This window comes from Streptomyces smyrnaeus (assembly GCF_017676345.1).
In the GTDB taxonomy this organism is placed as follows: Bacteria; Actinomycetota; Actinomycetes; order Streptomycetales; family Streptomycetaceae; genus Streptomyces; species Streptomyces smyrnaeus.
Genome location: NZ_JAFFZM010000005.1, coordinates 266,207 through 293,094 on the forward strand (window position 1 = coordinate 266,207; position 26,888 = coordinate 293,094).

Consider the following 26,888-nt stretch of genomic DNA (forward strand, 5'->3'; position numbering starts at 1 on the left):
GGCCGAGCCTGACGGTCCGTCAGAATCGCCCCGAAGGTAGTAACGGGTTCTACAAGTGGCAAGAGCCGCGGCGGCAGTTCTTGTGCACGGAGCGTGCGGTCGCGTATGCGGCGGAGTGAGCGCGGAGGGTGCAAGACCCTTGCGCGGCGGTGAGCGCGCTCCGCACACTGTCCGAAGAACTAGAACGCGTACTAGTTGTGCTGGTGGGGAGCCAGCCGGGCTGGAGAGGACGACTCATGGCCGCCGAACCCGTCATCGTCGAAGCGGTACGCACCCCCATCGGCAAGCGCTCCGGCGCCCTGGCCAACCTGCACCCCGCCTATCTGCTGGGGGAGACCTACCGCGAACTGCTCGGCCGCACCGGCATCCACGCCGACTGTGTCGAACAGATCGTCGGCGGCACCGTCACCCACGCCGGCGAACAGTCCATGAACCCGGCGCGCAACGCCTGGCTGGCCGTCGGCCTGCCCTACGAGACCGCCGCCACCACCGTCGACTGCCAGTGCGGCTCCTCCCAGCAGGCCAACCACATGGTGGCCAACATGGTCGCCGCCGGCGTCATCGACATCGGCATCGGCTGCGGCGTCGAAGCCATGTCCCGCGTGCCGCTGGGCAGCGGCTCCAAACACGGCCCCGGAAAGCCGTGGCCGGACGAGTGGAACGTCGACCTGCCCAACCAGTTCGAGGCCGCCGAACGCATCGCCCGCCACCGCGGACTCACCCGCGAACGTGTCGACTCGCTCGGCCTCCTCTCCCAGGAGCGGGCCGCCACCGCCTGGGCCGAGGAGCGCTTCAAGCGGGAGACCTTCGCCGTCCAGGTGCCCACCACCGAGGAGGAGCAGGCCGCAGGGCAGGGCATGTGGCGGCACGTCGACCGCGACGAGGGACTGCGCGACACCTCCATGGAAGCCCTCGCAGGGCTCAAACCCGTGATGCCCACCGCCGTGCACACGGCCGGGAACTCCTCGCAGATCTCCGACGGCGCAGCCGCCGTGCTGTGGGCCTCCAAACGCATGGCCCGCGCCCTGAAGCTCCGCCCCCGCGCGCGGATCGTCGCACAGGCGCTGGTCGGCGCCGACCCCCACTTCCACCTCGACGGGCCGGTCGACGCCACCCGTGCCGTCCTCGGCAAGGCCGGAATGTCCCTCAAGGACATCGACCTCGTCGAGATCAACGAGGCCTTCGCCTCCGTCGTGCTCTCCTGGGCCCAGGTCTTCGAACAGGACCTGGAGAAGGTCAACGTCAACGGCGGGGCCATCGCCCTCGGCCACCCCGTCGGCGCCACCGGCGCCCGGCTCATCACCACCGCACTGCACGAACTCGAACGCGTCGACAAGGAGTTCGCCCTGATCACCATGTGTGCGGGCGGCGCCCTGGCCACGGCCACCATCCTGCAGCGACTGTAGGCGACCGCCCCTGCGGACTCCCGCCGGACCCGGGCCGCCCGCGGTGCCGGCCGGGCCGCACCCGCGGTGACGGCCGGTTCCGGCCTGCGGGGTCCTGGGCGGTGCGGGCGGCGTGCGCGGGCTGCGCGGCATCGGGTGGTCCGGGTGGCCCTGGGCGCGACCTGAGTGCGTGTCCAGACGGTCGTCCGGACGTTCACGTGACCGTTGAGGCGGCCGTTCAGACGGCCGGGGAGGCCGCGCCGTTCAGCAGCGTCTTCGCGGCGGAGCGGGCGTGGCGTGCCGGGTCGGGGGAGTCGGTGATGGAGGCGTTGCTCATCGCGCCGTCGAGCAGCACGGCCAACTGCGAGGCGAGCCATTCGGGCTGCGCCGCGCCGGTCTCGTGGGCCAGGTCCCGCAGATAGCTGCGGACCGCCGTCTTGTGGTCGCGCACCGCGTCGGCCACCGACTGCGAGTCGGCGCCCAGTTCGCCGAAGGCGTTTATGAAGGCGCAGCCGTGGAAGTCCGGCCCGTCGACCCAGTCGTAGAGCCAGTCGAACACCGCCAGCACCCGCTCCTGAGGATCGGTGTGGCAGGCCACCCGCTCCTCCAGTGCGGTCCGGGCCCACTTGTCCCGGCGGCGCAGATACGCCTCGACCAGCGCGCCCTTGGACGGAAAGCACTTGTAGATCTTCTTCAGCGAGACGCCGCAGGCGTCACGGATCCGGTCCATACCCACGGCCTGTACGCCGTGCTCGTAGAAGAGCGCATCCGCCGCGCTGAGGATGCGAGCCTCGGTCGTGGCTTCGCTGTCCATGCTCCCCGTTCTCCCCGTTCTCCCCGTCGTCCCTGTTCTCCCCAGGTCTTGAGAACCGTTGTTCTCTACGATACAGTCTTGCCTGACCGGAGAACGGGCGTTCTCCCGGTCGTAACGGGGATGAACGGGGGGCCTGAGCATGACCGAGCAGACGTTGCAACAATGGACATGCCTGGGCGAGCTGGCGGGGACCGGGCTGTGCGCAGTCCCGGTCGTCGCCGGTGCACGCACAACTGCCGCGCCGCCGCCTCCGACCATCCACGCCGAGGCCATATCCTTCCGCCTCATAGGCACCGGTGCCCGCGTCTGACCGCTGAACCCACCGCAGCCTCCCGGAGTCGGCGCCAGGTCGCGCCACCCGGGACAGGAGCCGCGAGTCCGCTCATCCGGCGGGGCTCGCTGCAGGGCTCGTGTTCCTGCCCGTCGGGGTCGGGCAGGAACACGGGGACCTCACCGCCCCGGCTCTGCCCGGTATTCGGTGGGGCTCATCGGGACTCGGGCAGCGGCGCCGGGACGCTGTCGCTCCCCTCCTGGACGTCCTCCTGCTGCCCGGGCGCCGTCCTGAACGCGGGCGAGGCGTCGAAGGCGGCGCGACGGGTGGCCCGGCGCAGTGCGCGCAGCACCGTGCCACCCAGCGTCAGGGTCAGCACCACGGTGAGCAGCGCTCGCGGTACATCCCAGCCGAGTGAAGTGGCCAGCACATAGGCGGCGTAGCGGGCCAGATTCTCCCCAAGAGGGTCACCGGGTACGAAGGAGATGCCCGACCCGAGGCCCGCGATGTACGGCCAGCCCTGCAGATTCATGACCAGGCCGTAGAGCAGCGCGGAGACCGCCCCGTAGACAGCGAGGAGGAGAAGTTCCCGCCGCCCCCGCAATGTGCCGGGCCCGGGCAGGAGCCCGGCCCCCATGGACACCCAGCCCATGGTGAGCATCTGGAACGGCATCCAGGGGCCCACCCCACCGGTGAGCAGCGCCCCGGCGAACATCGACACAGCGCCCAGCACGAATCCGAAACCCGGCCCCAGCACCCGGCCGGAGAGCACCATCAAGAAGAACATCGGCTCCAGACCGGCGGTGCCGGCGCCCAGCGGCCGCAGCGCGGCTCCGGCCGCGGCCAGTACGCCCAGCATGGCCACGGCCTTGGCGTCCAGCCCGGTCTCGGAGACGGTCGCCACGGCGACAGCGAGCAGAAGGGGGAGCAGTGCGGCGAACAGCCAGGGAGCGTCCTGCGAGTGCGCCAGACCGGAGGTCCGATCGGCCAGCAGCGGCCAGGCGAACGCGGCAACCCCGGTGGCACTGGTCAACGCCAGCGCGGCAATGGACTTCGGCCCCAGCCGTACGGCGCGAACGGCCCGGCCGGTCACAGCGCCTCCCGAACCTGGCTGACGGTCAGCCACGGCTGCGGAGCAAGGATCTTGGAGACCTGTGGAGCGTAAGCGGGTGAGGAGGTGACGACCTCGTCGGTGGGTCCGTCGGCCACGGGCTCCCCCTGGGCGAGGACGACGACGCGGTGCGCCAGCTCCGCGACGAGCTCGACATCGTGGGTGGCCAGCACGATGGCGTGGCCCTCGGCCGCCAGTTGGCGCAGCAGTGTCACCAGCCGGGACTTGGCCGCGTAGTCCAGTCCCCGGGTGGGCTCGTCCAGCAGCAACAGCGGCGGCCGGGCCGTGAGGATGATCGACAGGGCGAGGGCCAGCCGTTGGCCCTCCGACAGATCGCGGGGGTGAGTGGTGTCGGCGATATCAGGAAGCAGTCGGGAGACCAGCGCGCGACAGGTGCCGGGCTCGGCACCGGCGTCGGCGTCGGCCGTCCGGCACTCATGGGCGACGGTGTCCGCGTAGAGCAGATCGCGCGGCTCCTGCGGCACCAGACCGGCGTGCCGGAGGAGTTCGGCCGGACGGGTGCGGTGCGGGGTCCTGCCACCGACGGTGACTCGGCCCGACGTGGGCTTGTGCATCCCGACGAGCGTGTTCAACAGGGTGGACTTGCCCGCCCCGTTGCGCCCCATGAGTGCCACGGTCTCCCCGGCGTGCAAGGAGAGGGACACCTCGTGCAGGGCGGGGACACGGTCGCGGATCAGAGTGAGCCGTGAGACCTCCGCCAGTGGCTCGGCGCCGTGCGGAGGGGCGGCGGTGGTGGCAGCAGCGAGACGGGGAGCCAGTCGTTCGCGGAGCGGACCGGAGCTGCGGCGGGCGTCCCGGACCGACAGCGGGAGGGGGTCCCATCCGGCCAGTTCGCCCAACTCGACCACGGGCGGCCGCACGGGCGAGACCGCCAGCAGCGCGGCCGGCTCCCCGAGCCGCGCCGTACCCCGCAGGGAGAGGGCAGGGGTGGGTGGGGGAGGGGAGGGGAAGCCCCCCGGAGCCGCGCTACCGCTCCCCTCGTCCTCCGGTGCCAGCAGCAGCACCTGGTCCGCGTACTGCACCACGCGCTCCAGTCGGTGTTCGGCCATCAGAACGGTGGTGCCCAGGTCGTGGACGAGCCGCTGCAGGACGGCCAGCACTTCCTCGGCGGCGGGCGGGTCCAGCGCGGAGGTGGGCTCGTCGAGAACGAGGACCTTGGGGTGCGGGGTGAGGACGGAGCCGATGGCGACGCGCTGCTGCTGACCGCCGGAGAGGGAGGCGATGGGGCGGTCACGCAGCTCGTTGAGGCCGAGCAGATCGAGGGTCTCCTCCACACGGCGACGCATGGTGCCGGGAGGCAGACCCAGGGACTCCATGCCGTAGGCGAGTTCGTCCTCGACCGTGTCGGTGACGAAGTGGGCGAGCGGGTCCTGTCCCACCGTGCCGACGATGTCGGCGAGTTCGCGGGGCTTGTGGGTGCGGGTGTCGCGGCCCGCCACGGTCACCCGGCCGTGCAGGGTGCCCCCGGTGAAGTGCGGAACCAGGCCGGAGACGGTGCCCAGCAGGGTCGACTTGCCCGCTCCGCTCGGACCGATGAGCAGGCACAGTTCGCCCTCCGGTATCTGGGCGTCCACCAGCGGGAGGGCGGGGGCGGTCGCGCCGTCGTGGACGACGGTGACCTGGTCGAAGGTGATCACGGTGCGCTCTCCTCGTCGTGCTGTCGGCCCCGCAGCGCCCGCGCGGTACGGCGCTCCGGCGCGCCCTTCACCGGCGCGCCCTTCACCTGTGCGCTCTCCCCAGGTGCGCTCTCCCTGGCGGCGGCCTCCCCTGGTGCGGCCTTCCCCTGCGCCGCGTTCCTCCGTGCCGCGTCCCTCCGTGCGGTCCGCCCGTGTGCGGGGTCGGGGGAGGGGGCACGGGCAGTGCTCGGGGCGGTCCCCGGAACGGCTTGAACGGTGTGCGGGGCCGGGGCGAGGACGGCGGGGAGAAGGCCGAGGAGGACGGCGGCGGCCGGCCACAGGGGCAGGTGGGGTGCGGTGAGCGGTACGGCCGGAGGGTTCAGTGGTCCGGGAAGGACATCGGCTGCCGTGATCATGAGGGCGCCGACGGCGGCGCCGGACGCCGACACCAGCCAGGCGCGGGCTCCCCAGCGGTCGGGGCGATAACGGGTACGGGCCGCCCGTCTGCCGCCCAGCCACAGTCCGGCCAGGGCGAGGGCCAGCCCAACCAGTAGGACGGGAAGGCCGAAGCCCGCGCCCTTGGCCGCCAGCAGACCGTAGGTACCCGCGCAGACGCCGAGCAGCCCGCCGAGGGTCAAAGCGGTGGTGGTGTGGCGTACGGCGGCCGGTACCTGTGCCGTGCGGCCGTAGCCGCGCGCGTCCATCGCCGCCGCGAGCGCCACCGAGCGCTCCAACGCGCCTTCCAGTACCGGCAGACCGACCTGGAGCACGCCGCGCAGCCCCCGGTCGTCCCGCCCGCGCAGTCTGCGTGCCGCCCGCAGCCGCCGTACGTCGGCGACGAGGTTGGGGGCGAACGTCATCGCCACCACCACCGCGACTCCCGCCTCGTAGAGCGCGCCCGGCAGGGACTTGAGCAGTCGCGCGGGGTTGGCGAGCGCGTTGGCGGCGCCGACGCAGATGAGCAGGGTCGCCAGTTTGAGCCCGTCGTACAGGGCGAAGAGCATGCCCTCCGCCGTGACCCGCCCGCCGATCCGCACCCCGCGTGCCCACTCGGGCAGCGGCACCTCGGGCAGTTCGGCGAGCACATGGCTGCCGGGGATGGGGGAGCCGAGGAAGAACGCGAAGACGAGGCGGATGGTGAGTACGAGCAGACCCAGTTTGAGGAACGCGGTGTAGGAGCGGGCCCAGGGGGCGTCGGTGCGGCGGGCGGCGACGACGTAGCCCGCCACCGCGATCACCAGGGCGAGCAGCAGGGGGTTGGTGGTGCGGGAGGCTGCGGTGGCCAGACCCAGGGCCCAGAGCCACCATGCGCCCGGGTGCAGAGCGGTGCTGCGGGTCGAGAGCGGTGCTCTCGGCAGAGAGCGGGGTGCCGTCCGGGCCCCCGCTCCCGCTCCCGTGCTCTTGGTGAGCAGTGCTCTCGGAGTGGAGCGGTGCATCGGCTATCGCCTTCGGCGGCGTGCCTGCCACAGTGCCGCGACTCCGAGGATCGCCACGGCCGCGACACCGGCACCGACCCCCAACCCTGTCGACAGGCCGTCGTCGCTTCCGCTGCTCTTCCCGCCGTCGCTGTCCTTCCGGCTGTCGCTGCTCCCCTTCCCGCTGTCGCCGCTGCCCTTCGCCTGCTCGCCGCATCCCTTGGCGGGATAGTGGTCGATGGCGCACAACAGCCCCTCGGAGCTGTAGCGCAGCGGGGAAGCGACTTCGGCGAGGGCTTCAGCAGCTGTGCCCTTCTCCGGTATGCGCGCGCAGCCGGTGCGGGGGGCCGGTGGGGCCTTGGGCTCACCTTCGGCGGCGTCGGCGCGGGTGCCGAAGTCGATGCGCACGGCGACCCGTTTGCTGCCTGCCTCGGCCGCCGTCTTCGCGCAGGCGTCGGCGAACGCGACGGCGCCGCGCGGCTTGTCGGCCTGTTGCGAGTTCTCGCTCAACGCGAAGCGGAAGCCGAGGGTGTCGCCGTCCTCGGGCCGGTGGGTGGCCGGCCCCTGGGTGGCGTACGACCAGGAACCGCCCTCCTTCTGCTGCCAGAACGACCAGTAGCGGTAGCCGTCCGCCTCGGCCACGACACGGACCTCGGCACCGGCACCCGCGCCCGTGCCGGCGGCGGGGTGCTGGGGAGCAGCCGCGCTCGCCGTGGCGACCGGAAGCGCGGCCGGCGAGGCGAGCGCCGTGACCGCCATCAGGGCGACGGCCGGCAGGCGCACGCCCCGCCACCCCGCGACCGCCCCTGCCCCTGCGCCAGCCCCCGCCCGGGGCCTGGACCTGAGCCTGGGCAGGGGCGGTTCCGGCGCGGTGGCGCCGTGCGCCGTCCGGGCCGTCACAGCTGCTGCCTCTTGCGGCGACCGCTGAGCAGGATGCCGAAACCGGCGCCGATGGCGAGACCGACCAGGATGAAGGCCCAGACGGGGATGGTGGCGCCGTCGTCCTTCTTGTCGGAGGACGAGGAGTCGGCGTCGTCCGACGGCATCTTGGCGGGCTTCGGGCCGGTGTTGCCGAGGCGGGAGAGGAGGTCGGTGCCGCCGAGCTTCGTGGGGTCGCCGCCGGCGGCGCGGGAGGCGAGCATGAGGGAGCTGATGGCGGCCGGGTCGTTCTTGGCCTTGTCCCACTTGTTCACATTGTCCGCGAGCCACGCCAGGGAGGACCTGGCCGGCTTCCGGTGGCCGCCGGCCGCCAGCGCGACGACGGCGTCCGCGGTGTTCGCGTAGTCGGGCTGCTTCTTCGTGTCGCCCGGGGTCACGGAGCTGAAGTGGCCGCCGTTCTTCTTCAGCGTCGCGGCCAGATAGGCCGCGCCCGCACCCGCCGCCTGCTTGCGGCCGCCCGGAACGCCCTTCTTGTCCCCCTCGTCGGTGCCCGCGTCGGCGTCGGTGCCCGCGTCCGAGGCGCACTTCAGCGGTGTGACCGGCTTGTCCTTGGCGTCCTTGGACAGCGGTTCGGGCAGCGCGCCTTCGCCCAGCGCGGCGAGGGAGGCGGCGGCGGTGGCGTCGTCGTTCGGGGCGAGCTCGCCCTTCTTGTCCGGTTGGTAGGCGAAGGCGCCCTGTTGGCCGGGGGCGTTCTCAAGGCCCTTCGCGCCGCAGGTGAGCTGGAAGGACAGCAGCGCGTCGTAGGGAGACCTGCCGCCCTGGGCGGTGGCCTTCTCCGGGTTTCGGCCCGCCGCGTGCAGGGCGCCGATGGCCAGCGAGGTCGAATTGGCGTCCGAGGCGGCGCGCGGGGCGCTGCCCCAGCCGCCGTCCTTGTTCTGGACCGAGGTCAGCCACTCCAGGGCCTCCCGCACCGCGTCGCTCCGGCCGCCGACCGCGGCGAGGGCCTGCACGGCGAGGGCGGTCGCGTTGGTGTCCGAGGGAGTGGCGTCCGGGTCGCACTTCTTGCCGGTGTCGGCGCGGTAGGCGGTGAACGAGCCGTCGGCGCACTGCTGGCCGGCCAGCCAGTCGACGGCCTTCTTCGCGGGGACGGCACCGGCGCCGTCCAGCGCCAGCAGCGCCATCGACTGCCGCCACACCCCGTCGTACTTCGGGTCGGCCGTTCCGTAGAGCCCGTCCGGCAGCTTTGACGGCTTCGCGGCGGCATGGGGCGCGGTTGCGGCGGCGGATGCCACGGGTGCGGCTGTCGCGCACAGCACGGTGGCGGCGGCGAGGACCGTGGCGCGGCGGCGGCGCGGTGACATTGCGAGTGCCTTTCGGTGACGGGAGCGGACCGCAGCCGGGCACGGCCGCCCCGCCGAGGGGGCTCGCGACTTCGCGGCCCCGCACTGCGGCGCACCGGGCTCGGCTCCGTATACCTCGACGGGCCGGTGGCCTCGTTCGGCCACAGGAGCCCACCTCCACCCGGGTGCTCCGGCTCGCGGCCGGCCACCTGCGCGCATACGCCGGGTCGTGGAGGACGACCCGCGGCCGGCGTACGGCGACGGGGTGACGGACCGCTCACGGTTGCGGGTCAGCGCCGGATTCGCACCGGCTTCCCCCGGTCGGAGGCGTTGTCTGGCTGTCGGCCACTGTAGCCGGACCGCCCGCCGGGGCGTTCCGTCGGGCCGGTCCGCTTCGTCCGACTCCAGGTCGCGGTAGCCGCGCGGCCGGGGTCCTCAGCCGGTGGCGCGGTAGGTGACCGGTGTGCTGCCGGGGACGGCCTCGGCCCGGCCGAGCTTGACCAGATGGCGCAGATGGGCCTCGGCCTCGGCCACGGCGATGTTGCGGGAGCCGAACGGGATCTCCTCCCAGGGGCGGTTCCAGCGCATGGTCTCGGCGAGCTGCCAGGGGGTGAGGTCCCGCTCCGAGAGCAGTGCTCTCAGATCGGAGAGGCGCTCCGCATGGTGAGCGGTGAGCTCGTCGACCCGGGCCTGCGCGTCCGTGAAGGCGTACTGGTGTGCGGGCAGCACCTCGGCGGGCCGCAACCTGGCTATCCGTTCGAGGGAGTCGAGATAGTCGCCGAGTGGATCGGTGCTCTCGTCGCTGTCCGGGTCCTCGTACAGCCCGATGTGCGGGCTGATCGTGGGCAGCAGATGGTCGCCGGAGAACAGCCGCCCTCCCCGGCCCCGACCACCCGGGTTGCCAGGGTCGCCGGAGCCGGAGCCGGAGCCGGAGCCGGAGCCGGCCGGGTTGCCCGGGTGCTGCTCCTCCAGGTGCAGGCACACGTGCCCCGGGGTGTGCCCCGGGGTCCAGACGGCGCGCAGCCGCCGTCCCGGCAGGGCCAGCAGCTCGTTCGGCTCGATCTCGCGGTCGGGAAGTGCGGCCCGCGCCCCGGGCAGTGCCCCGCCCCTGCCCTCCGCGAGGGCCGTGCGCAGCGGCGCCGTATGGGTCTCGGGGGCGCCGGCCGCCGCGAGCTTCTCGACGAGGTAGCCGAGCCACTGGCCGCGGTCCGAACGGCGGGTACGGCGCACGACGGCGGTGTCCGCCGCGTGCATGGCGATCCAGGCGCCGGACTCCTCCCGCACCCGCGCCGAGAGCCCGTGGTGGTCCGGATGGTGGTGGGTGACCAGTACGCCGTGCAGCGCTCGGACGGAGGTGCCGCAGGCGGTGAGCCCGTCGGCGAGGGTCTGCCAGGAGGTGGGGTCGTCCCAGCCGGTGTCGATCAGCACGGGCCCCGCGTCCGTCTCGATCACATGGACGAGGGTGTGGCCGAGGGGATTGTCCGGGATGGGTACGGGGATGCTCCAGATTCCGCCCCCGTGGTCGGTGACCCGGGGCCCGCGCGGGGCCGCCCGCGATCCGTCGTCGACCCGCGGTCCCCCGTCGTCGATCCGCGGTCCCTCGGCGTCCACCCGCGGTTCCTCGGCGTCCACCTCCGGCCCCTCGTCGTCGGCCTGCGGTCCGTTCCTCATGGCGACGGCTCCCCCCGGTTCGGTGCGCGGGCGTGGCGGCCTGCGGGCCGGCAGAGGCATTGTTCCCTAGAACTAGAACTGGTACTAGTTCTGATGCGCTGTCAGGAGAGTGTCAGGGGTCACACCGACGGGTGGGGCGCGAGAGGGAGGGCACGGGCATGACGGACAACCCCAGCGGAACCGGCGGCGGAATCGCGTACGCCGACCACCGGCAGCTCTACATCGGCGGGACCTTCACCGACCCGGCCGGCGACGAGGCCATCGAGGTGGTCTCGCCGCACACCGAGCAGCCCATCGGGCGTGTCCCGCACGCCTCGCGCGAGGACGTCGACCGCGCCGTACACGCGGCACGCGAGTCCTTCGACTCCGGGGTGTGGGCGCAGCGCCCGCTGGCCGAACGGATCGAGACGGTCACCCGCATCAAGGACGCCTTCGCCGTGCGCAGCGAGGAGATCGCCAAGGTCATCAGCGCCCAGAACGGCACCCCGTACACCTCGGCCGTCATGGTCCAGTCCCTCGCCGCGATGATGGTCTGGGACACCGCGGTCAAGATCGCCGCCGACTTCCGCCACGAGGAGCGCCGGGCCGGGGTGCTCGGTCCGCTGCTGGTACGCCGGGAGCCGGTGGGGGTGGTGGCGGCCGTGGTGCCGTGGAACGTGCCCCAGTTCACCGCCGCCGCCAAGCTGGCTCCCGCGCTGCTGGCCGGCTGCTCGGCGATTTTGAAGGTCTCGCCGGAGACCCCGCTGGACGCCTATCTGCTGGCCGAGATCGCCGATGAGGCCGGGCTGCCCCCGGGTGTGCTGTCGATCCTGCCCGCCGATCGCGAGGTGAGCGAGTACCTCGTGGGGCACCCCGGCGTCGACAAGGTGTCCTTCACCGGTTCCGTGGCCGCGGGCAAGCGGGTCATGGAGGTGGCCTCCCGCAATCTGACCCGCGTCACCCTGGAGTTGGGCGGCAAGTCGGCCGCCGTCATCCTGCCCGACGCCGATCTGGAAGCGGCGGTCGCGGGTATCACCCCGTTCGCCTGGATGATCAACGGCCAGGCGTGTGTGGCTCAGACCCGGATCCTCGCACCGCGCAGCCGCTACGACGAGATCGCCGAGCGCTTCAAGGCCGCCGCCGACGGACTGCGGGTCGGCGATCCGCTGGATCCCGCCACCGAGGTCGGCCCGCTGGTCGCCGAACGTCAGCGCCAACGCTGCCTCGACTACATCGCCCTCGGCCAGGAGGAGGGCGCCAAGGTCCTCGCGGGCGGTGGCAGGCCGGAGTCCATGCCCACCGGCTGGTATGTCGAACCCACCCTTTTCGGGGACGTCGACAACGCCATGCGGATCGCCCGTGAGGAGATCTTCGGCCCTGTCATCTGCCTGCTGCCGTACGAGGACGAGGAGGAGGCGGTCCGTATCGCCAACGACTCCGACTACGGGCTCTCCGGCAGCGTATGGACCGCCGACACCGAACACGGCATCGACATCGCCCGCCGTGTACGCACCGGCACCTACTCCGTCAACACCTTCAGCCTCGACATGCTCGGTCCGTTCGGCGGCTACAAGAACTCCGGTATCGGCCGGGAGTTCGGGCCCGAGGGATACGCCGAGTATCTGGAGCACAAGATGATCCACCTGCCCGCGGAAGCGTGAGTTCCCGGGAAGCGAGGGGCAGGAGTCACCAGACCGCAGGCGATACGCAACGGGCCGACAGACGGCTGGGGCACCGGCCCGGGATGAGGAGAGCCGATGGCTGACCGCTGGCACGTCGAGGTGGACCGGGACCTGTGCATCGGGTCGGGGATGTGCGTGGGCGGGGCGCCCGAGGAGTTCCGGCTGGATGCCGCCCGCCGGTCCCACCCCGTGACCCCCGACCGCGAACCTTCCGAGGAGGTGCTGGACGCCGCCGAGAGCTGCCCCGTCGAGGCCATCACCATCACTCTGGCCGAGACGGGGGAGCCGGTCTTCCCACCGGAGGACTGACCGGACGGGCAGGGCGGGAAGCGGGCCGAGGGCGGACCGGAGCCGGTATTCCGTTGCCCGGAGCCGGAACGCCGGGGTAGGAACAGCCGCATGACATCTTTCGGTGCCGACAACGCTCTCGGTGCGGTCTTCCGGCCTCAGTTGCCTCCCGAACGGCTGCGGGGCGTGGTCCGCGCCGCCGACGAGGCGGGGCTGGAGCAGCTGTGGCTGTGGGAGGACTGCTTCTTGGAGAGCGGCATCGCCACGGCCGCCGCCGCCCTCGCCTGGTCCGAACGGCTCCGGGTGGGCGTGGGCCTGCTCCCCGTCCCGCTGCGGAACGTCGCGCTGACCACGATGGAGACCGCGACACTGCGCCGTCTGTTCCCCGGCCGGTTCGCGGTGGGCCTCGGCCACGGCATACAGGACTGGATGGGTCAGGTCGGCGCACGCGTCGACTCGCCCGTCACCCTGCTGCGCGAACACCTCGACACCATGCGGGCGTTGCTGCGCGGCGAGCGGGTCACGGTCGAGGGGCGCTACGTCAAGCTGGACGGGGTCGCCCTCGACTGGCCGCCGCTCGCCCGGACGTCCGAAGCGGCCCCGGCGAAGGCCTCGGCAACAGTACCGGCGACGGACCCGGCGACGGACCCCGCCTCGGCGCCCGCGACGGACCCCGTGTCGGCCGCCGCCTCGGACACGGCGGTGTTCGCGGGTGCGCGCGGACCGCGTTCGCTGCGGCTCAGCGGCGAGGCGGCCGACGGCACCGTGCTGGACAGCAACACCACCCTCGCCGGTATCCGCCGCGCGCGGCAGCTCATCGACGAGGGACGGGCGGCGGCCGGACGCACCGACCGCCACGAGGTCGTCCACTACCTCAGCACCGCAACGGGGCCCGACGCCGCAGCCCGGTTGCGCGCCGAACTGCTCCGCGAGGGGCACGACCCCGCCACCGGGCCGGGCGTCGCCGGAGACGCGGCGGCCGTGGCCGAAGCGGTCGGGCAGGCCCTCGACGCGGGCGCCGACACGGTCGTCCTCCAGCCCACGGCGGACGAACCCGACCCGGAGTCGTTCGTCCGCTTCGCCGCCCTGGAGGTCCGCCCCCTGCTGCGGTGACCCCGCGCCCGCCCCGCCGCCCGGCGTCAGCCGGTGGTTCCGCCGCCCAGGGCGAGCGTGGCGAACGTCGCGAGCCAGTGGTCCGTGGTGAAGTCGCCCGAGGTGGCCGACGGCAGCCCCGCCGCCAGGTTGGCCTCGGCCGCCCCGGCCAGGGTGGTGGCGCGCGGGTCGCCGGACGGGAGCGCGGCGGCGATGCCGCGCAGGGCGGCGGCCCGGCTGAGACACAGGCCGAGCAGGTGCCCGAGCTGTGGATCGGTCGGGTCCGAGACCTGCGGCGGCGGAAGGAAATCCCGTCCGGAGACGTGGTTCAGCTCGGGCAGGAAGCGCTCCAGCCAGGTGGCGAACTCGCCCTGCGGCAGCACCCGGCGCACCGCGTCCGCCTCGCAGAGCAGCGGCGAGAGGAAGTCCTGCCCGGAGGGCTCCCAGCGGGTGGCGGCCCCGTGGTCGGGGACGTACCACTCACGGATCTTCTCCGCCAGCGGTGCCAGCAGCCGCTGTTGGCCGGCCCTCTCGGCGCTGTCGAGCAGCAGTCCGAGCGCGAAGGCGCTGTTGGCGTGCGTACCGTGCCGCACGGGATAGGTCGCCTTCGGCAGCCAGGCCAGCACCAGTTCGGCCACGGCCTCCGCGGCGGGTGACAGGGCGGCACGCCACCGCCGTCCCGCTTCGAGAGCACCGCTCCCGTACGCGAACGCTGCTCCCCGCGCTCGGTGCTCCGAGTGCGGAGCACCGCTCTCGCCCCCCGGCCCCGCTCCCTCGCCCCGCCGCTCCGAAACCAGAGCAGCGCTCTCGCTTGTGAGCGCCAGTAGCCAGGCCCAGCCGTAGGGGCGTTCGAAGGAGGGGTGGTTGCGGAGATAGGTGGCCTCGGTCGCGAGGGCCTCCGGGGTCAGATGGGCGTCCAGCGCCCGCACCACTGCCGCGCGCCCCTCCCCGCCCGGTGCGCCGTTGTCCGTGTGCCACGGGATTCGCAGCAGCCGCATGAGCAGCCAGTGCATATGGACGGAGGAGTGCCAGTCGTAGGCGCCGTAGAAGGCGGGGTGGAGCACCCGGGGTGGGACGAGCTCGTGGGGACCGGCGAGCAGATGCGCGGGAGCGTTCGGGTACTCACGGGTGACGTTGGCGACGGCCACCTTCGCGAACCGCTCCGCGCACCGGGCCAACACCGCCTCGCCATGGCTCCGCGTGGGCACCGGCGCCTCCCCTCCGGGCGCCGGCGCCCCCGCGGTCCCTGCCTCCGCGTCCCGTGCCGTGCTCAATGTGTGGCCCCTCCGGGTTCGCGGATGTCGGTGGTGGTGCGGGCGGCGGCCGTCAGGAGGGCGCCCAGCCCGCGTACGGCGTCGGGTACGGACAGCGAGGGCGGCGCCGGGTGCCGGGCCGCGACCTGCTCGGGGGAGTACGGCACGTGTACGAAGCCGCCCCGCACCCGGGGGTGTTCGGTGGCGAGCAGGTGGGCGAGGCCGTAGAAGACGTGGTTGCAGACGAAGGTGCCGGCCGTCTGGGAGACGGAGGCGGGTACCCCGGCGGCGCGGGCCGCGGCGACGCACGCCTTGATGGGCAGCGTGCTGAAGTACGCGGCCGGGCCGCCGGGGACGACGGGTTCGTCCACGGGCTGCCGGCCCGCGTTGTCGGGTATGCGGGCGTCGTCCACGTTGATGGCGACGCGCTCGACGGTGAGGTCGGTGCGCCCGCCCGCCTGCCCCAGGCAGACCACCAGCCGCAGGTCGTCTCCGGCGGCGTGCACGGCGGTGCGCAGCTCGTCGAGTGCCGTACCGAAGACGCAGCTCAGCTGTACCGCGCTGATGTCGAGTCCGGCCGGGGGCTCGGCGGCGAGCAGTTCGGCGGCCTGCCAGGACGGGTTGACCTCGGCGCCGTCGAACGGTGCGAACCCGGTGACCAGCACCTTGCCGGAAGAGGTGGAAGAGACGGAAGACATGGGTGTTCGGCTCCGCTCGGCCCGCTAGAAGGCGAAGAGATAGATGATGAGGATGTTGCAGGCCAGCATGGCGCCGGCGGTCGGTGCCTGGGCCTTGATCGGCCCGTACTGGTCCTTGAGCTCCAGCAGGGCGGCCGGTACGAGGTTGAAGTTGGCCGCCATGGGGGTGCACAGCGTGCCGCAGAATCCGGCGAGCATGCCGACGGCGAGCACGGCGGCCGGGTTGCCGTTCATCTGCTCGATCAGCACCGGCCAGCCGACGGCCGCGGTCATGACGGGGAAGGCCGCGAAGGCGTTGCCCATGATCATGGTGAAGACGGCCATGCCCACGCAGTACACGGCCACGGCGGTCAGCTTCTGCCCGTCGGGCAGCACCGACTCGGTGATCTTCCGGACCTGGTTGCCGACGCCCGCGGCCTGGAATATCGCCCCCAGCACGGCCAGCAGCTGCGGCAGCAGCAGGGCCCAGCCCATGGACTCCAGCAGTCCGCGTCCGGCGTGCAGCGGCACGCTCGCGCGGCGTTCGCGCAGCACCCACATGCCCACGCCCAGTGCCACGATGGCGCCCAGGCCGAGGCCGAGGATGGTCTCGCTGCCCTCCTCCAGCAGCGGCCGGCCGCCGATCTTCCACTTGTCGGCGACCACCGCGCACACCATGGCGATCAGGGGAATGGTCAGCGCCGGGATGAACAGCTTGCCGCCGAACCGGGCAGCGAGCCGGGCGCGTTCGCTCTCACTGGTGGTGTCGGGCTTGCCCTTGCCGGTGAGGTTGAAGCCGCCGAGGCAGATGAGGGCCAGAACGGCCACGCCCAGCGGTTCGGAGGGCAGGGACTTGTCGTTGACCCCGGTGCTGTAGAAGAAGCACAGGCCCAGCAGCCCCCAGAAGGCGGCGGTGCCGAGCCGTTTGGGGTTGGTGCGGTCGACGACCATCTGCGCCGCCATGGCGAGGAAGACGGCACCGACGAGCCAGAAGAACCACTCGGACTTGATCACTTGGCGGCCCCGCCTTCCTCGCTGCGGTCCAGCGCGTCTTCCCGCTCGACGGCCATCTGCGCGTTCGCGGTGACCAGTTCGCGCTCCAGCGTGCGGTCCAGCCGCAGCAGCCGGCCGCCGTGGATGAAGAAGGCGCACACGGCGCTGGGTATCGCCCACAGCGCGAGGTGCAGCGGTTCCAGATGCGTGTGATACGTGCTGTTGACCAGGCCGGTGATCAGCAGGATGGAGCCGATGGCGAGGAAGCAGTCCTCGCCGAAGAACAGGCCCACGGTGTCGGTGCCCGCCGAGTGCGAGCGGACCTTTTCGCGGACCTTCTCCGGCAGCGGCCGCCCGCCTCCCCCGGCTGCTGCTGAAAGGTGTCCCCAGCGGCGCTCGGTGGCGGCCTCCGCCATCGGCGCGATCATCGGCCGGACGCTCTGCGCGGGTCCGCCGATGGTCTGCAGTCCGACGGCGGCGGTGACCTGCCGCAGCAGCAGATACAGGGTCAAAAAGCGCCCTGTGGTGAGTTTGGTGCCGAGCTTGCCGATGAGCGTACGGGCCTGTTGCTGGAGGCCGTTGCGCTCCAGCAGGCCGATGACGGGCAGCGTGATGGCGAAGATCGTCACCGAGCGGCTGGAGGCGAAGCTCTCGCCGAAGGTCCTGAGGACCTCGACGGGGGAGAGCTTGCCCAGCAGCCCGGTGACGATCCCCGCCACGCCGACGACGAGCAGGGGGTTGCGGCGCGTCGCGAAGCCGAGGACCACCACGAGGACGCCGAGGAGAACGATCATGTCGTCCGCCTTCCGTGAGCGATTCCTCGGGAGGCTAGAGGATTGTTGAACGATCCCACAAGAGTGAGGCATGTCACTCCGGTGGGATCGCGAGGAGGCTCACTCCTCGGCGGCCTCCTGCGGATACGCGTCCAGCAGTTGCTGCAGCGAGTCCTGCAGATATGCGTCCAGCAGCCGCTCGGCGCTCGCGGCGTCGCCCGCCTCGAGGGCGCCGACGATCTCCTGGTTGCGGGTCACATAGGGCTCGTGGAAGCGGTGCAGATCGCCCATGATGTGGAAGGCCAGCCGCAGCTCGGCCAGCACGCCGCGCATCATCTCGTCGGTGCGGGCGCTCCCCGCCAGGGAGGCCAGCGCCTGGTGGAAGCGGATGTTCGCGGTGGAGCACTCCTGCCACCGCCCCTCGCCGGCGGCCTTCTCGCCCGCCGAGACGGCCGCGCGCACCTCGGTCACGTCGTACGGCGGCTCCTCCAGCCCGCGGACGGCCGCGCACTCGACCAGTCGCCGTACGCGGTAGATGTCCCGGATGTCGGTGTCGGTGAGCACGCGGACGAAGGTGCCCCGGTTGAGCCGGTGGACGAGCAGCCGCTCGTGGGTCAGCAGCCGGAAGGCCTCCCGCAGTGTGTTGCGCGATACTCCCAGGGCGCCGCAGATCCGCTCCTCCGAGAGCCGGATACCGGGCGGGAAGGAGCCCTGGGCGATCCGCTCGCGCAGGATGGCCGCCACGCGCTCGGCCGTGCTGGTGCGCCCGAGCAGCTCGCGGTCGGCGGCGAGCTCCGAGAGGGCGGCGGACGGGTCGGCGGTCATCGTGGTCTCCCTTGGGTGAGCGGGCGCCGGCCGGGCCCGGTGCGGCATGCGGCACGGCGCCCGCGGAGTGCGGGCCGCCGGACCCCCTTGCCGGATTGTTCAACAATCGCTTACGTTGCTGCTGATGGACCGGAAGATCGACCTTAACGCCGACCTCGGTGAGGGCTTCGGCCGCTGGCAGCTCACCGACGACGAGGCCCTGCTCGCCTCGGTCACCAGCGCCAATGTCGCCTGCGGCTTTCACGCCGGCGACCCCGTCACCATGCGCCGCGTCTGCGAGCTGGCCGCCGAGCGCGGCGTCCGCATCGGGGCGCAGGTCTCCTACCGGGACCTGGCCGGATTCGGCCGCCGGGCGATGGACGTACCCGCCGCCGAGCTGGCCGCCGAAGTGGCGTACCAGATCGGCGCGCTGGAGGTCTTCGCCCGCGCCGCCGGTTCCACCGTCGCCTACGTCAAACCGCACGGAGCCCTCTACAACCGCGCCGTGCACGACGCCGAGCAGGCAGCGGCCGTCGTGGCGGGCGTACGGATGTCCGGGGCCGCGACCGCCGGAGGAGGACCGCTGCCGGTGCTCGGACTGCCCGGCTCCCGGCTGCTGGCAGCCGCGGCCTCGGCCGGACTGCCCACCGTCGAGGAGGCGTTCGCCGACCGCGCCTACCGGGCGGACGGCACCCTGGTGCCGCGTACCGAGCCGGACGCCGTGCTCCACGACCCGGAACAGGTGGTCAAGCGCTCGGTACGGCTGGCCCGGGACGGCGAGATCGTCGCGGCCGACGGCACCGTCCTGCCCACCGGCGCCCGCTCGCTGTGCGTGCACGGCGACACCCCCGCCGCGGCCCGGCTCGCCCGCCGGGTCCGCGAGGAACTGGCCGCGGCCGGCGTCCAGGTCCGGGCCTTCGCATGAACACCCCGAGCGGCCCGGCCGCCGCTGCCCCGGCCCCCACTCCCGCCCCTCCCGTGGTGCGGCCCGTGGGCAGCCGCGGGCTGCTGGTCGAACTCGCCACCGCCGAGCAGACCGAGGCCCTGCACGCCGAACTGCTGCGCCGCAGGGCCGACGGCACCCTGCCGCCCGTACGCGAGATCGTGCCCGGCGCCAGAACCGTCCTGCTCGACGAGTTCGCCACCAGCGGCGCGGCGCGGCGGCTGGCCGCCCAGCTGCCCGGCTGGCAGGTGCCGCCGCTGACCGGCAACAGCGCGGAAGCGGTGGAGATACCCGTCCGCTACGACGGCCCCGACCTCGCCGACGTCGCCGCGCTGTGGGGCGTGGCGCCGCACGAGGTGGCCCGCAGACACGCGGCCACCGAGTTCCGGGTCGCCTTCTGCGGGTTCGCGCCCGGATTCGGCTATCTGACCGGGCTCGCCGAGCGGTACCACGTGCCGCGGCGCGCCACCCCGCGCACCAAGGTCCCGGCCGGCGCGGTCGGGCTCGCCGGCGGCTACACCGGCGTCTATCCGCGCTCGTCCCCCGGCGGCTGGCAGCTGATCGGGACGGCACCCGAGACCGTGCTGTGGGACACCGACCGCACCCCCGCGGCGCTGCTGGCACCCGGAACCCGCGTCCGTTTCGTCCCGCTCGACGCCCCCGGCGGCGCCTTTGGCTGCACTCCCGCGGACACCCTTGCCGACGCCCCCGCCGACCCCGACCCCGGCCTCGGCAAGGGCGGGTCCCGGTCGGCTCAGGAGCGGTCGTGACGGCCGAAGTCGGGCTGGAGACCGTACGGGCCGGCGCGCTGACCACCGTCCAGGACCTGGGCCGCCCCGGGTACGCGCATCTGGGCGTGCCCCGCTCCGGCGCGCTCGACCTGGCAGCCCACCGCCTCGCCAACCACCTGCTCGGCAATCCGGAGACCGCCGCGACGCTGGAGACCACTCTCACCGGCTGTGCGGTGCGCGTTTCGGGGCGCACCACCGCCGTCGTCACCGGGGCACCCTGCCCGGTGACGGTCGACGGGCGGCCCGCGCCCTGGGGGCAGCCGCTGCACCTCCCACCCGGCGCGGTGCTCGATGTGGGTGCCGCAACCCACGGGGTGCGCTCCTATATGGGCTTCGCCGGGGGAGTGGACGCCGAGCCGGTGCTCGGCAGCCGCGCCACCGATCTGCTCTCCGGACTCGGTCCCGCTCCGCTGAGCGACGCGACGGTGCTCCCGGTGGGCACCCCGCCCCCTTCGACGGCGGTCACCGTCACGGACGCGGCGCCCTGGGCGGCGCCCCCGCGGGAACTCGTCCTGCCCGTCGTCCACGGGCCGCGGGACGACTGGTTCACGGCGGAGGGACTGCGCACACTGGTCACCGGGGCCTACCGGGTCTCGGCCGCCAGCAACCGGATCGGGCTGCGGACCCAGGGCCCGGCCCTGGCCAGGGCCCGGGAGGGGGAGTTGGCGAGCGAGGGCATGCCGCTGGGTGCCGTCCAGGTGCCGCCCGAGGGGCAGCCCGTCATCTTCCTCGCCGACCACCCCACGACCGGCGGCTACCCCGTGATCGGTGTCGTCCCGGCCGAGGCGCTGGACGCCGCCGCGCAGGCACCGCCCGGCACCCCCGTCCGCTTCGTCCCGTCGAGCTCCTGATCCCGGTGCGCCCGGGCGGATCGCGCACGGGCGGGATAGGGTCACGGGCATGTCGGCGCCCCCCATCCTCCGCGATGTCTTCCACGCCTTGCGCGACGAGTGGGGTGACGAACACGACGGCGTCACCTTCGAGCACGGCCCACCGCCCGTCGAACGCCTCGACGTCATGCTCTTCCGTGCGGCCGACCCGGGCGGGGTCACCGCCTTCGCCACGGTCGGCATGTCGGCCCACCCCATGCCGCCGCGCGAGGGGCGGGCCGGTGGCCGCGCCGAACTCCGCCTCTTCCGGCGCGGTATCCTCCAGCGCGGCGACGAACAGGGCCTGGTCACCCGGCTCGCCAACCTGGCCGTCTACCCGTGGACGCAGGACCGGCCGCTGGGCTGGGGCGAACTGGTCGGCTTCGGCGACGAACTCCCCGCGTTCCCCGGCTGCAGCAGCGTCCTGCTGGCGGGTGCCTGGGCGGCCGGCCAGACGTCCACCGTCGAGACCAGCGTCGAGCCGGTCCGGATCCTCAACGTCGTGCCGGTCAGCGAACTGGAGCGCCAACACGCCCTCACCCGCCGTCCGGAGGACTTCTTCAGCGACCTGCTCAACACCCGGGACATCTTCGCGCCTCCACCGCACGGCTGACCGTCCCGGCGGGGGCGAGCCGCCGCTCAGCGCGGTGCCGCACAGTACGGTGGCGCACAGTACGGTGCCGCAACTCAGTCCCGTGGGGCCGTCACATCGATCAGCTGGCACACGGTTTCGATGTCGATCTTCACCTGGGCGATCGAGGCCCGCCCCGAGAGCCAGGTGATGAGCGCCGAGTGCCAGGTGTGTTCGATGACGCGGACGGCCGAGAGCTGTTCGGGGGTGGGCGGTCCCTCCAGCCCCATCGCGTCCAGGATGATCGCCGTGGTCAGCCGGGAGACCGTGTCCACCTCGGGGCTGACCGAGCGGTCGGCGAAGTTGAGGGCGCGCACCATGGCGTCCGCCAGCTGCGGCTCCCGCTGCAGGGCGCGGAAGGCGCGCATCAGGGTCTTGGCGACCCGGGCCGCCGCCCCGCTCTCCTGAGGGGGGCGTTTGTGCAGGGTCTCGTGCATGTGCTGCAACTGGTCCTGCATGGTGGCGACCAGCAGGTGCACCTTCGAGGGGAAGTAGCGGTAGAGGGTGCCCAGCGCCACGTTCGAGGACTCCGCGACCTCCCGCATCTGCACCGCGTCGAACCCGCCCCGGCGCGCCAACTGGGCACTGGCCTGCAGGATGCGGCGGCGTCTGGCCTCCTGGCGCTCGGTCAGCGGTGGGGAGGGCGAGGCGGAGAGGGCCGGCGAAGACTCGGTCCCGCGGGAGCGGGTTCCCCCCGTACGGGTCCCGCCTGTGGACTGGGGCTTGGGCTGCGGCGGTGTCGGCATCGCGTTGTTGGTCCCGTTTCCGTGGCGTTCTTGAAGCCCTGAGGGAGCCGTGCATTGTTGCAGGCGCCGCCGGGGTGGCGCGAATCACCTGCTCCGGCGGCTCGCCCGAAGTGACTGGCCGGTAAATTCTGCAGTCCGGGCGCGGGTCCGCAGCGGCGTTCTTGCCGGATCCGCCCCTTCCGAAAGTCAATCCTGAAACTTGTTCTAGGTTATCGCGAGCGGCTACGCTCCGGCGGAACGCAGTGACGAAGGGGGCCGCGAGTGACCGCAGAGGCCGTAACCGACCGCCCGCTGCGCATCGCGCTGCTGACGTACAAGGGCAACCCCTTCTGCGGCGGCCAGGGTGTCTACGTACGCCATCTGTCCCGGGAACTCGCCCGCCTCGGCCACAGCGTCGAGGTGATCGGCGCCCAGCCCTACCCGGTCCTCGACGACCTCGGCGAGCCGGAGGCCCCCGCCCAGCCGGCGGACCCCGACGGCCTCGGCACACCGCCGGGCGCGCTCGACGGGCGGCCCGGCGCCGGCGCACCCGGCCGGCTCACCCTCACCGAGCTGCCCAGCCTCGACCTGTACCGCCAGCCCGATCCCTTCCGCACCCCCAAGCGGGACGAGTACCGCGACTGGATCGATCTGCTGGAGGTCGCCACCATGTGGACGGGCGGTTTCCCCGAGCCGCTCACCTTCTCGCTGCGCGCCCGTCGCCATCTGGCCGCCCGGCGCGGCGAGTTCGACGTCATCCACGACAACCAGACGCTCGGCTACGGTCTCCTGGGCGGCGTGCGCGCCCTCGGCGCCCCTTTGGTGACCACCATCCACCACCCCATCACCGTCGACCGCCGGCTGGAGCTGGAGGCGGCGGCCGGCTGGCGGCAGAGCGCCTCGGTACGCCGCTGGTACGGCTTCACGCGCATGCAGCGCCGGGTGGCCCGCAGGCTGCCCTCGGTCGTCACCGTCTCCGGGTCGTCGCGCCAGGAGATCGCCGACGACCTCGGCGTGGCGCACGAGCGCATCCACGTGGTGCCCATCGGGGCCGACACCCGGCTGTTCGCACCCGATACGGCGGTGCCCGAGGTGCCCGGCCGTATCGTCACCACCTCCAGCGCCGACGTCCCGCTCAAGGGCCTGGTCTTCCTGATCGAGGCACTGGCCAAGGTGCGTACCGAGCGGCCCGACGCCCATCTGGTCGTCGTGGGCAAACGCCCCGAGGAAGGCCCGGTCGCCGAGGCGATGCAGGCCCACGGGCTGGCCGGTGCCGTCGAGTTCGTCAAGGGCATCAGCGACGCCGAGCTGGCCGGCCTCGTCCGTTCGGCGCAGGTCGCCTGTGTGCCGTCGCTGTACGAGGGCTTCTCACTGCCCGCCGCCGAGGCGATGGCCACCGGCACCCCGCTGCTGGCCACCACCGGCGGCGCCATCCCGGAGGTCGCCGGGCGCGACGGCGAGACCTGCCTGGCGGTGCCGCCGGGCGACGCGGGGGCGCTGGCCGCCGGGCTCGTACGGCTGCTGCGCGACGAGGAGTTGCGGGCCCGGCTGGGGGCGGCGGGGCGCCGGCGGGTGCTGGAGAGGTTCACCTGGCAGAAGGCGGCCCTGCGCACCGTCGAGTGCTACCGCGCCGCCATGGGGGAGCCCTCCCGGCGGACCTCGCCCGCTCCGGTGGTGCGCCCGCCCGCCGAGGCGGTGCGGGTCGCCGCCGACAGCCGTTGATCGGCGTCCACCACCCCCGCCCCCCGTCCCTGAAAAACATGTGGAAGGCTGATCCCCCGTGCTGACCGTGGACTTCTCCCGATTCCCGCTCGCCCCAGGCGATCGTGTGCTCGACCTGGGCTGTGGTGCGGGACGGCACGCCTTCGAGTGCTACCGGCGCGGCGCACGCGTGGTCGCGCTCGACCGCAGCGCGGAGGAGATCCGCGAGGTCGCCACCTGGTTCGCGGCGATGGCCGAGGCGGGTGAGGCGCCCGAGGGCGCCACCGCGACCGCGATGGAGGGCGACGCGCTCGCCCTGCCCTTCCCCGACGACAGCTTCGACGTCGTCATCATCTCCGAGGTCATGGAGCACATCCCCGACGACAAGGGGGTGCTGGCCGAGATGGTGCGCGTCCTGCGGCCGGGCGGTCGGCTCGCCGTCACCGTGCCCCGCTACGGGCCGGAGAAGGTGTGCTGGGCGCTGAGCGACGCCTACCACGAGGTCGAGGGCGGTCACATCCGCATCTACCGCGCCACCGAACTCCTCGCCAAGCTGCGGGAGGCCGGACTGCGCCCCTACGGCACCCACCACGCGCACGGCCTGCACGCGCCCTACTGGTGGCTCAAGTGCGCCTTCGGCGTCGACCGCGACGGCGACCGGGCGGCCCTGCCGGTGCGTGCCTACCACAAGCTGCTCGTCTGGGACATCATGAAGCGCCCGCTCGCCACCCGCCTCGCCGAACGCGCCCTCGACCCGCTGATCGGCAAGAGCTTCGTCGCCTACGCCACCAAGCCCCATCTGCCGCACCTCGCGCAGCCCGCCGACCTGAGCGACCCGTCGGCGCGCGACACCTCGGCCGCGGCGGCCAAGTGACCAGCCCGGAGCGGACCGAGAAGCTGGTGCTGCCCGGCGTGCTGACCGCCGCGCAGGCCCGGTCGACCGTCGAGGGCATCCTGGCCGGACAGCGCGCGGACGGTGCCATACCGTGGTTCCGCGGCCACCACCTCGACCCGTGGGACCATGTCGAGGCCGCCATGGCGCTGGACGCCGCCGGGGAACACGACCGCGCCGAGGCCGCCTACCGCTGGCTGGCCACCCACCAGCTGCCCGACGGCTCCTGGTACGCCGCCTACGCCGACGGGGACGCGGCCGCACCCACCGACCGCACCCGGGAGACCAACTTCTGCGCGTACGCGGCCGTCGGGGTGTGGCACCACTACCTGGCCACCGGGGACGACACCTTCGTCGACCGGATGTGGCCGACGGTCGTGGCCGCCGTCGAGTTCGTGCTGCGGCTCCAGCAGCCCGGCGGCCAGATCGGCTGGAAGCGGGACGCCGACGGCACCGCCTGCACCGAGGCGCTGCTGACCGGGTCCTCCTCCGTCTACCAGGCCCTGCGCTGCGCACTGGCCCTCGCCGAGCGGCGGGAGGAACCGCAGCCGGACTGGGAGCTGGCCGCCGGATGGCTCGGCCACGCCATCCGCCGCCACCCCGAACGGTTCCTGGACAAGAGCCGCTACTCCATGGACTGGTACTACCCCGTGCTCGGCGGTGCGCTGCGCGGGCCCGCCGCCAAGGAGCGCATCGAGGAGGGCTGGGACCGGTTCGTGGTGCCCGGTCTCGGCGTGCGCTGCGTGACCCCCAACCCGTGGGTGACCGGTGGCGAGAGCGCGGAGCTGGCGCTGGCCCTGTGGGCGACGGGCGAGTCGGACCACGCGCTGGACATCCTGCGCTGGATGCAGCATCTGCGGGCGGACGACGGCATGTACTGGACGGGGTACGTCTTCGAGGACGAGGCGATCTGGCCCGACGAGCGCACCACCTGGACGGCGGCGGCCCTGCTGCTGGCCGTCGCGGCGCTGGGCGGCGACGACGCCACCGTGCAGGTTTTCGGGGGCGATGGTCTCCCCCATGGGCTGGAGCCCGACTGCTGCTAGCCCTTCGCCGGGCGCTTGCTACTGGGGTGCCCCTGATCGTCCTCGGCAGGCTGCTCGTGCGTTGTGGCTTTGGGGGCACCTCCCGGCCGGAGGCTGGGGGAGCAGTTCCCCGCGCTCCTTTAAGTCAACTCCGCGAGCACTCGCAAGGTCGTCGGGTCCGGTGCCGTCACCAGCAGGTCCGTCACGGGCCCCGAGCGCCACAGCTCCAGCCGCTCCGCTATCCGCCGGCGCGGGCCGACCAGTGAGATCTCGTCGGCGAAGGCGTCGGGCACGGCGTGCACCGCCTCCTGCCGCCGCCCCTCGGCGAAGAGCGCCTGGACGCGGGCGGCGTCCTCGGCGTACCCCATGCGCCCCATCAGCTCCGCGTGGAAGTTGCGGCGCGCGTGGCCCATACCGCCGATGTAGAAGCCGAGCATCGCCTTGACCGGCAGCAGCCCCTCCGCGACGTCGTCGCAGACGCGGGCCTGTGCCATCGGGGCGACCAGGAATCCGGGCGGTGCCTCGGCCAGCGCGGCCTCGTACACCGGGGCCCGGGTGGGCGACCAGTACAGGGGCAGCCAGCCGTCGGCGATACGGGCGGTCTGCGCGACGTTCTTGGGGCCCTCGGCCCCCAGCAGTACCGGCAGATCGGCGCGCAGCGGGTGGGTGATCGGCTTGAGCGGCTTGCCCATGCCGGTGCCGTCCGGGCCGGCGTACGGGTGCGTGTGGTAGCGCCCGTCCAGCCGTACGGGCGCCTTGCGGCGCAGCACTTGCCGTACGACGTCCACGTACTCGCGGGTCAGGGTGAGCGGGGAGGCGGGGAACGGGCGCCCGTACCAGCCCTCCACCACCTGCGGCCCGGACAGTCCCAGGCCGAGCAGCAGCCGGCCGCCGGAGAGGTGGTCGAGGGTGAGCGCGTGCATCGCGGTGGCGGTCGGGGTGCGGGCCGCCATCTGGGCGACCGCGGTACCCAACCGGATGTGTGAGGTGTGCGCGGCGATCCAGGTGAGCGCGGTGAACGCGTCCGAGCCCCACGACTCGGCGGTCCACACCGAGTGGTAGCCCAGCTCCTCGGCCCGGCGGACGAGTTCGAGGTGGCGCGGGTCGGGGCCGCGCCCCCAGTAGCCGAGCGCCAGTCCCAGCCGCATCCGCCGCCTCCCTCCTCTTCCGCAGCACCGCGCCCGCCCTGAGTTGACAGGGCGTCAGTTCGCTGGTCCGGCAGCGTACGGCAACGGCCCCCCGCCCGG

At 73.1% G+C, this 26,888-nt stretch carries 26 protein-coding genes; 12 read left to right on the top strand and 14 right to left on the bottom strand.

What is annotated here, in order from left to right; translation table 11 throughout:
- Nucleotides 1-236: 236 nt before the first annotated feature.
- Nucleotides 237-1,406 carry a steroid 3-ketoacyl-CoA thiolase gene (locus JW613_RS10895; RefSeq protein WP_209210564.1) on the top strand — a complete coding sequence of 390 codons (1,170 nt, stop codon included), beginning with the start codon at nt 237-239 and terminating at the stop codon, nt 1,404-1,406.
- Between the two features lie 217 nt (nt 1,407-1,623).
- On the opposite strand, the gene JW613_RS10900 is transcribed toward JW613_RS10895, so the two are convergent.
- Nucleotides 1,624-2,199, bottom strand: coding sequence for a TetR/AcrR family transcriptional regulator (locus JW613_RS10900; RefSeq protein WP_209210566.1), 576 nt, complete (start codon nt 2,197-2,199; stop codon nt 1,624-1,626).
- 139 nt (nt 2,200-2,338) lie between these two features.
- On the opposite strand from JW613_RS10900, the gene JW613_RS10905 reads away from it, so the two are divergent.
- On the top strand, nt 2,339-2,509 hold the full coding sequence (locus JW613_RS10905; protein WP_209210568.1) for a hypothetical protein: 171 nt from the start codon (nt 2,339-2,341) through the stop codon (nt 2,507-2,509).
- A 175-nt stretch (nt 2,510-2,684) separates the two neighbouring features.
- On the opposite strand, the gene JW613_RS10910 is transcribed toward JW613_RS10905, so the two are convergent.
- The 6 genes from JW613_RS10910 to JW613_RS10935 form a co-directional block, all read right to left on the bottom strand.
- Nucleotides 2,685-3,596, bottom strand: a complete 912-nt coding sequence (locus JW613_RS10910) for an ECF transporter S component (RefSeq protein ID WP_359228782.1) — start codon at nt 3,594-3,596, stop codon at nt 2,685-2,687.
- The gene (locus tag JW613_RS10915; RefSeq protein WP_209210571.1) at nt 3,560-5,239 is read right to left on the bottom strand and encodes an ABC transporter ATP-binding protein; all 1,680 of its coding nucleotides are present in this window, start codon (nt 5,237-5,239) and stop codon (nt 3,560-3,562) included. The genes JW613_RS10910 and JW613_RS10915 overlap by 37 nt, the downstream gene beginning before the upstream one ends.
- Nucleotides 5,236-6,654, bottom strand: coding sequence for an energy-coupling factor transporter transmembrane component T (locus tag JW613_RS10920; RefSeq protein ID WP_245225322.1), 1,419 nt, complete (start codon nt 6,652-6,654; stop codon nt 5,236-5,238). Before JW613_RS10920 ends, JW613_RS10915 begins: the two co-directional genes overlap by 4 nt.
- Before the next feature lie 3 nt (nt 6,655-6,657).
- Nucleotides 6,658-7,392 carry an SCO2322 family protein gene (locus JW613_RS10925; protein WP_209210690.1) on the bottom strand — a complete coding sequence of 245 codons (735 nt, stop codon included), beginning with the start codon at nt 7,390-7,392 and terminating at the stop codon, nt 6,658-6,660.
- A gap of 137 nt (nt 7,393-7,529) precedes the next feature.
- Nucleotides 7,530-8,873, bottom strand: coding sequence for an SCO2321 family membrane protein (locus JW613_RS10930; RefSeq protein ID WP_209210573.1), 1,344 nt, complete (start codon nt 8,871-8,873; stop codon nt 7,530-7,532).
- Nucleotides 8,874-9,287: 414 nt separating this feature from the next.
- The gene (locus tag JW613_RS10935; RefSeq protein WP_209210574.1) at nt 9,288-10,523 is read right to left on the bottom strand and encodes a Strvi_7410 family MBL fold metallo-hydrolase; all 1,236 of its coding nucleotides are present in this window, start codon (nt 10,521-10,523) and stop codon (nt 9,288-9,290) included.
- A 158-nt stretch (nt 10,524-10,681) separates the two neighbouring features.
- Between JW613_RS10935 and JW613_RS10940 the strand changes: the two genes are divergently transcribed.
- The 3 genes from JW613_RS10940 to JW613_RS10950 all read left to right on the top strand — a co-directional run bounded on the left by JW613_RS10940 (nt 10,682) and on the right by JW613_RS10950 (nt 13,585).
- The gene (locus JW613_RS10940) at nt 10,682-12,163 is read left to right on the top strand and encodes an aldehyde dehydrogenase (protein WP_209210575.1); all 1,482 of its coding nucleotides are present in this window, start codon (nt 10,682-10,684) and stop codon (nt 12,161-12,163) included.
- A 96-nt stretch (nt 12,164-12,259) separates the two neighbouring features.
- Nucleotides 12,260-12,493, top strand: a complete 234-nt coding sequence (locus JW613_RS10945) for a ferredoxin (protein ID WP_209210576.1) — start codon at nt 12,260-12,262, stop codon at nt 12,491-12,493.
- Between the two features lie 90 nt (nt 12,494-12,583).
- A complete protein-coding gene (locus tag JW613_RS10950; protein WP_209210577.1) occupies nt 12,584-13,585 on the top strand; it encodes an LLM class flavin-dependent oxidoreductase in 1,002 nt (333 codons plus the stop codon).
- Nucleotides 13,586-13,611: 26 nt separating this feature from the next.
- Here JW613_RS10950 and JW613_RS10955 read toward each other — a convergent pair whose 3' ends face one another.
- From JW613_RS10955 to JW613_RS10975, 5 genes are all read right to left on the bottom strand, one after another.
- Nucleotides 13,612-14,772, bottom strand: a complete 1,161-nt coding sequence (locus JW613_RS10955) for a DUF2891 domain-containing protein (RefSeq protein ID WP_307865861.1) — start codon at nt 14,770-14,772, stop codon at nt 13,612-13,614.
- 62 nt (nt 14,773-14,834) lie between these two features.
- Nucleotides 14,835-15,515 (bottom strand): pyroglutamyl-peptidase I, encoded by a 681-nt coding sequence (gene pcp / locus JW613_RS10960; protein WP_209210578.1) that lies wholly within the window; start codon nt 15,513-15,515, stop codon nt 14,835-14,837.
- Between the two features lie 24 nt (nt 15,516-15,539).
- Nucleotides 15,540-16,508: a DUF979 domain-containing protein gene (locus JW613_RS10965; protein WP_209210579.1), complete on the bottom strand. Its 969-nt coding sequence runs from the start codon at nt 16,506-16,508 to the stop codon at nt 15,540-15,542.
- Nucleotides 16,505-17,281 (bottom strand): DUF969 domain-containing protein, encoded by a 777-nt coding sequence (locus tag JW613_RS10970; RefSeq protein ID WP_099880416.1) that lies wholly within the window; start codon nt 17,279-17,281, stop codon nt 16,505-16,507. The genes JW613_RS10965 and JW613_RS10970 overlap by 4 nt, the downstream gene beginning before the upstream one ends.
- Before the next feature lie 99 nt (nt 17,282-17,380).
- Entirely contained in the window at nt 17,381-18,085 is a 705-nt protein-coding gene (locus tag JW613_RS10975) for a GntR family transcriptional regulator (protein WP_099880414.1), read from the bottom strand.
- Between the two features lie 124 nt (nt 18,086-18,209).
- On the opposite strand from JW613_RS10975, the gene JW613_RS10980 reads away from it, so the two are divergent.
- From JW613_RS10980 to JW613_RS10995, 4 genes are read left to right on the top strand one after another with little or no spacing between them, the layout of a single operon-like run.
- Nucleotides 18,210-18,989: a LamB/YcsF family protein gene (locus tag JW613_RS10980; RefSeq protein WP_209210580.1), complete on the top strand. Its 780-nt coding sequence runs from the start codon at nt 18,210-18,212 to the stop codon at nt 18,987-18,989.
- Nucleotides 18,986-19,777: a 5-oxoprolinase subunit B family protein gene (locus JW613_RS10985; RefSeq protein WP_209210581.1), complete on the top strand. Its 792-nt coding sequence runs from the start codon at nt 18,986-18,988 to the stop codon at nt 19,775-19,777. The genes JW613_RS10980 and JW613_RS10985 overlap by 4 nt, the downstream gene beginning before the upstream one ends.
- Complete coding sequence (locus JW613_RS10990; protein ID WP_209210583.1) at nt 19,774-20,649, top strand: 5-oxoprolinase subunit C family protein; 876 nt, start codon at nt 19,774-19,776, stop codon at nt 20,647-20,649. Before JW613_RS10985 ends, JW613_RS10990 begins: the two co-directional genes overlap by 4 nt.
- 49 nt (nt 20,650-20,698) lie before the next feature.
- Nucleotides 20,699-21,280, top strand: a complete 582-nt coding sequence (locus JW613_RS10995) for a suppressor of fused domain protein (RefSeq protein ID WP_209210585.1) — start codon at nt 20,699-20,701, stop codon at nt 21,278-21,280.
- A gap of 74 nt (nt 21,281-21,354) precedes the next feature.
- Here JW613_RS10995 and JW613_RS11000 read toward each other — a convergent pair whose 3' ends face one another.
- Complete coding sequence (locus JW613_RS11000; protein ID WP_245225323.1) at nt 21,355-22,044, bottom strand: TetR family transcriptional regulator; 690 nt, start codon at nt 22,042-22,044, stop codon at nt 21,355-21,357.
- Nucleotides 22,045-22,305: 261 nt separating this feature from the next.
- On the opposite strand from JW613_RS11000, the gene JW613_RS11005 reads away from it, so the two are divergent.
- The 3 genes from JW613_RS11005 to JW613_RS11015 are packed head-to-tail and all read left to right on the top strand — an operon-like array spanning nt 22,306 to nt 25,662.
- Nucleotides 22,306-23,745, top strand: a complete 1,440-nt coding sequence (locus JW613_RS11005; protein ID WP_209210587.1) for a glycosyltransferase family 4 protein — start codon at nt 22,306-22,308, stop codon at nt 23,743-23,745.
- A 58-nt stretch (nt 23,746-23,803) separates the two neighbouring features.
- Nucleotides 23,804-24,598, top strand: coding sequence for a class I SAM-dependent methyltransferase (locus JW613_RS11010; RefSeq protein ID WP_209210589.1), 795 nt, complete (start codon nt 23,804-23,806; stop codon nt 24,596-24,598).
- Nucleotides 24,595-25,662, top strand: a complete 1,068-nt coding sequence (locus tag JW613_RS11015) for a prenyltransferase/squalene oxidase repeat-containing protein (RefSeq protein ID WP_209210591.1) — start codon at nt 24,595-24,597, stop codon at nt 25,660-25,662. The genes JW613_RS11010 and JW613_RS11015 overlap by 4 nt, the downstream gene beginning before the upstream one ends.
- A gap of 119 nt (nt 25,663-25,781) precedes the next feature.
- On the opposite strand, the gene JW613_RS11020 is transcribed toward JW613_RS11015, so the two are convergent.
- Nucleotides 25,782-26,789: an LLM class F420-dependent oxidoreductase gene (locus tag JW613_RS11020; RefSeq protein ID WP_209210592.1), complete on the bottom strand. Its 1,008-nt coding sequence runs from the start codon at nt 26,787-26,789 to the stop codon at nt 25,782-25,784.
- Nucleotides 26,790-26,888 lie beyond the last annotated feature (99 nt).

Bases quoted from the DNA above. Each gene is read 5' to 3' on its own strand.
- JW613_RS10985 (WP_209210581.1), top strand. From the start codon at position 18,986: ATGAACACCCCGAGCGGCCCGGCCGCCGCTGCCCCGGCCCCCACTCCC.
- JW613_RS10900 (WP_209210566.1), bottom strand. From the start codon at position 2,199: ATGGACAGCGAAGCCACGACCGAGGCTCGCATCCTCAGCGCGGCGGAT.
- pcp (WP_209210578.1), bottom strand. From the start codon at position 15,515: ATGTCTTCCGTCTCTTCCACCTCTTCCGGCAAGGTGCTGGTCACCGGG.
- JW613_RS10950 (WP_209210577.1), top strand. From the start codon at position 12,584: ATGACATCTTTCGGTGCCGACAACGCTCTCGGTGCGGTCTTCCGGCCT.
- JW613_RS10905 (WP_209210568.1), top strand. From the start codon at position 2,339: ATGACCGAGCAGACGTTGCAACAATGGACATGCCTGGGCGAGCTGGCG.
- JW613_RS10980 (WP_209210580.1), top strand. From the start codon at position 18,210: ATGGACCGGAAGATCGACCTTAACGCCGACCTCGGTGAGGGCTTCGGC.
- JW613_RS10995 (WP_209210585.1), top strand. From the start codon at position 20,699: ATGTCGGCGCCCCCCATCCTCCGCGATGTCTTCCACGCCTTGCGCGAC.
- JW613_RS10935 (WP_209210574.1), bottom strand. From the start codon at position 10,523: ATGAGGAACGGACCGCAGGCCGACGACGAGGGGCCGGAGGTGGACGCC.
- JW613_RS10975 (WP_099880414.1), bottom strand. From the start codon at position 18,085: ATGACCGCCGACCCGTCCGCCGCCCTCTCGGAGCTCGCCGCCGACCGC.
- JW613_RS10930 (WP_209210573.1), bottom strand. From the start codon at position 8,873: ATGTCACCGCGCCGCCGCCGCGCCACGGTCCTCGCCGCCGCCACCGTG.
- JW613_RS10925 (WP_209210690.1), bottom strand. From the start codon at position 7,392: ATGGCGGTCACGGCGCTCGCCTCGCCGGCCGCGCTTCCGGTCGCCACG.
- JW613_RS11020 (WP_209210592.1), bottom strand. From the start codon at position 26,789: ATGCGGCTGGGACTGGCGCTCGGCTACTGGGGGCGCGGCCCCGACCCG.
- JW613_RS11000 (WP_245225323.1), bottom strand. From the start codon at position 22,044: ATGCCGACACCGCCGCAGCCCAAGCCCCAGTCCACAGGCGGGACCCGT.
- JW613_RS10920 (WP_245225322.1), bottom strand. From the start codon at position 6,654: ATGCACCGCTCCACTCCGAGAGCACTGCTCACCAAGAGCACGGGAGCG.
- JW613_RS10895 (WP_209210564.1), top strand. From the start codon at position 237: ATGGCCGCCGAACCCGTCATCGTCGAAGCGGTACGCACCCCCATCGGC.
- JW613_RS10940 (WP_209210575.1), top strand. From the start codon at position 10,682: ATGACGGACAACCCCAGCGGAACCGGCGGCGGAATCGCGTACGCCGAC.
- JW613_RS10970 (WP_099880416.1), bottom strand. From the start codon at position 17,281: ATGATCGTTCTCCTCGGCGTCCTCGTGGTGGTCCTCGGCTTCGCGACG.
- JW613_RS10945 (WP_209210576.1), top strand. From the start codon at position 12,260: ATGGCTGACCGCTGGCACGTCGAGGTGGACCGGGACCTGTGCATCGGG.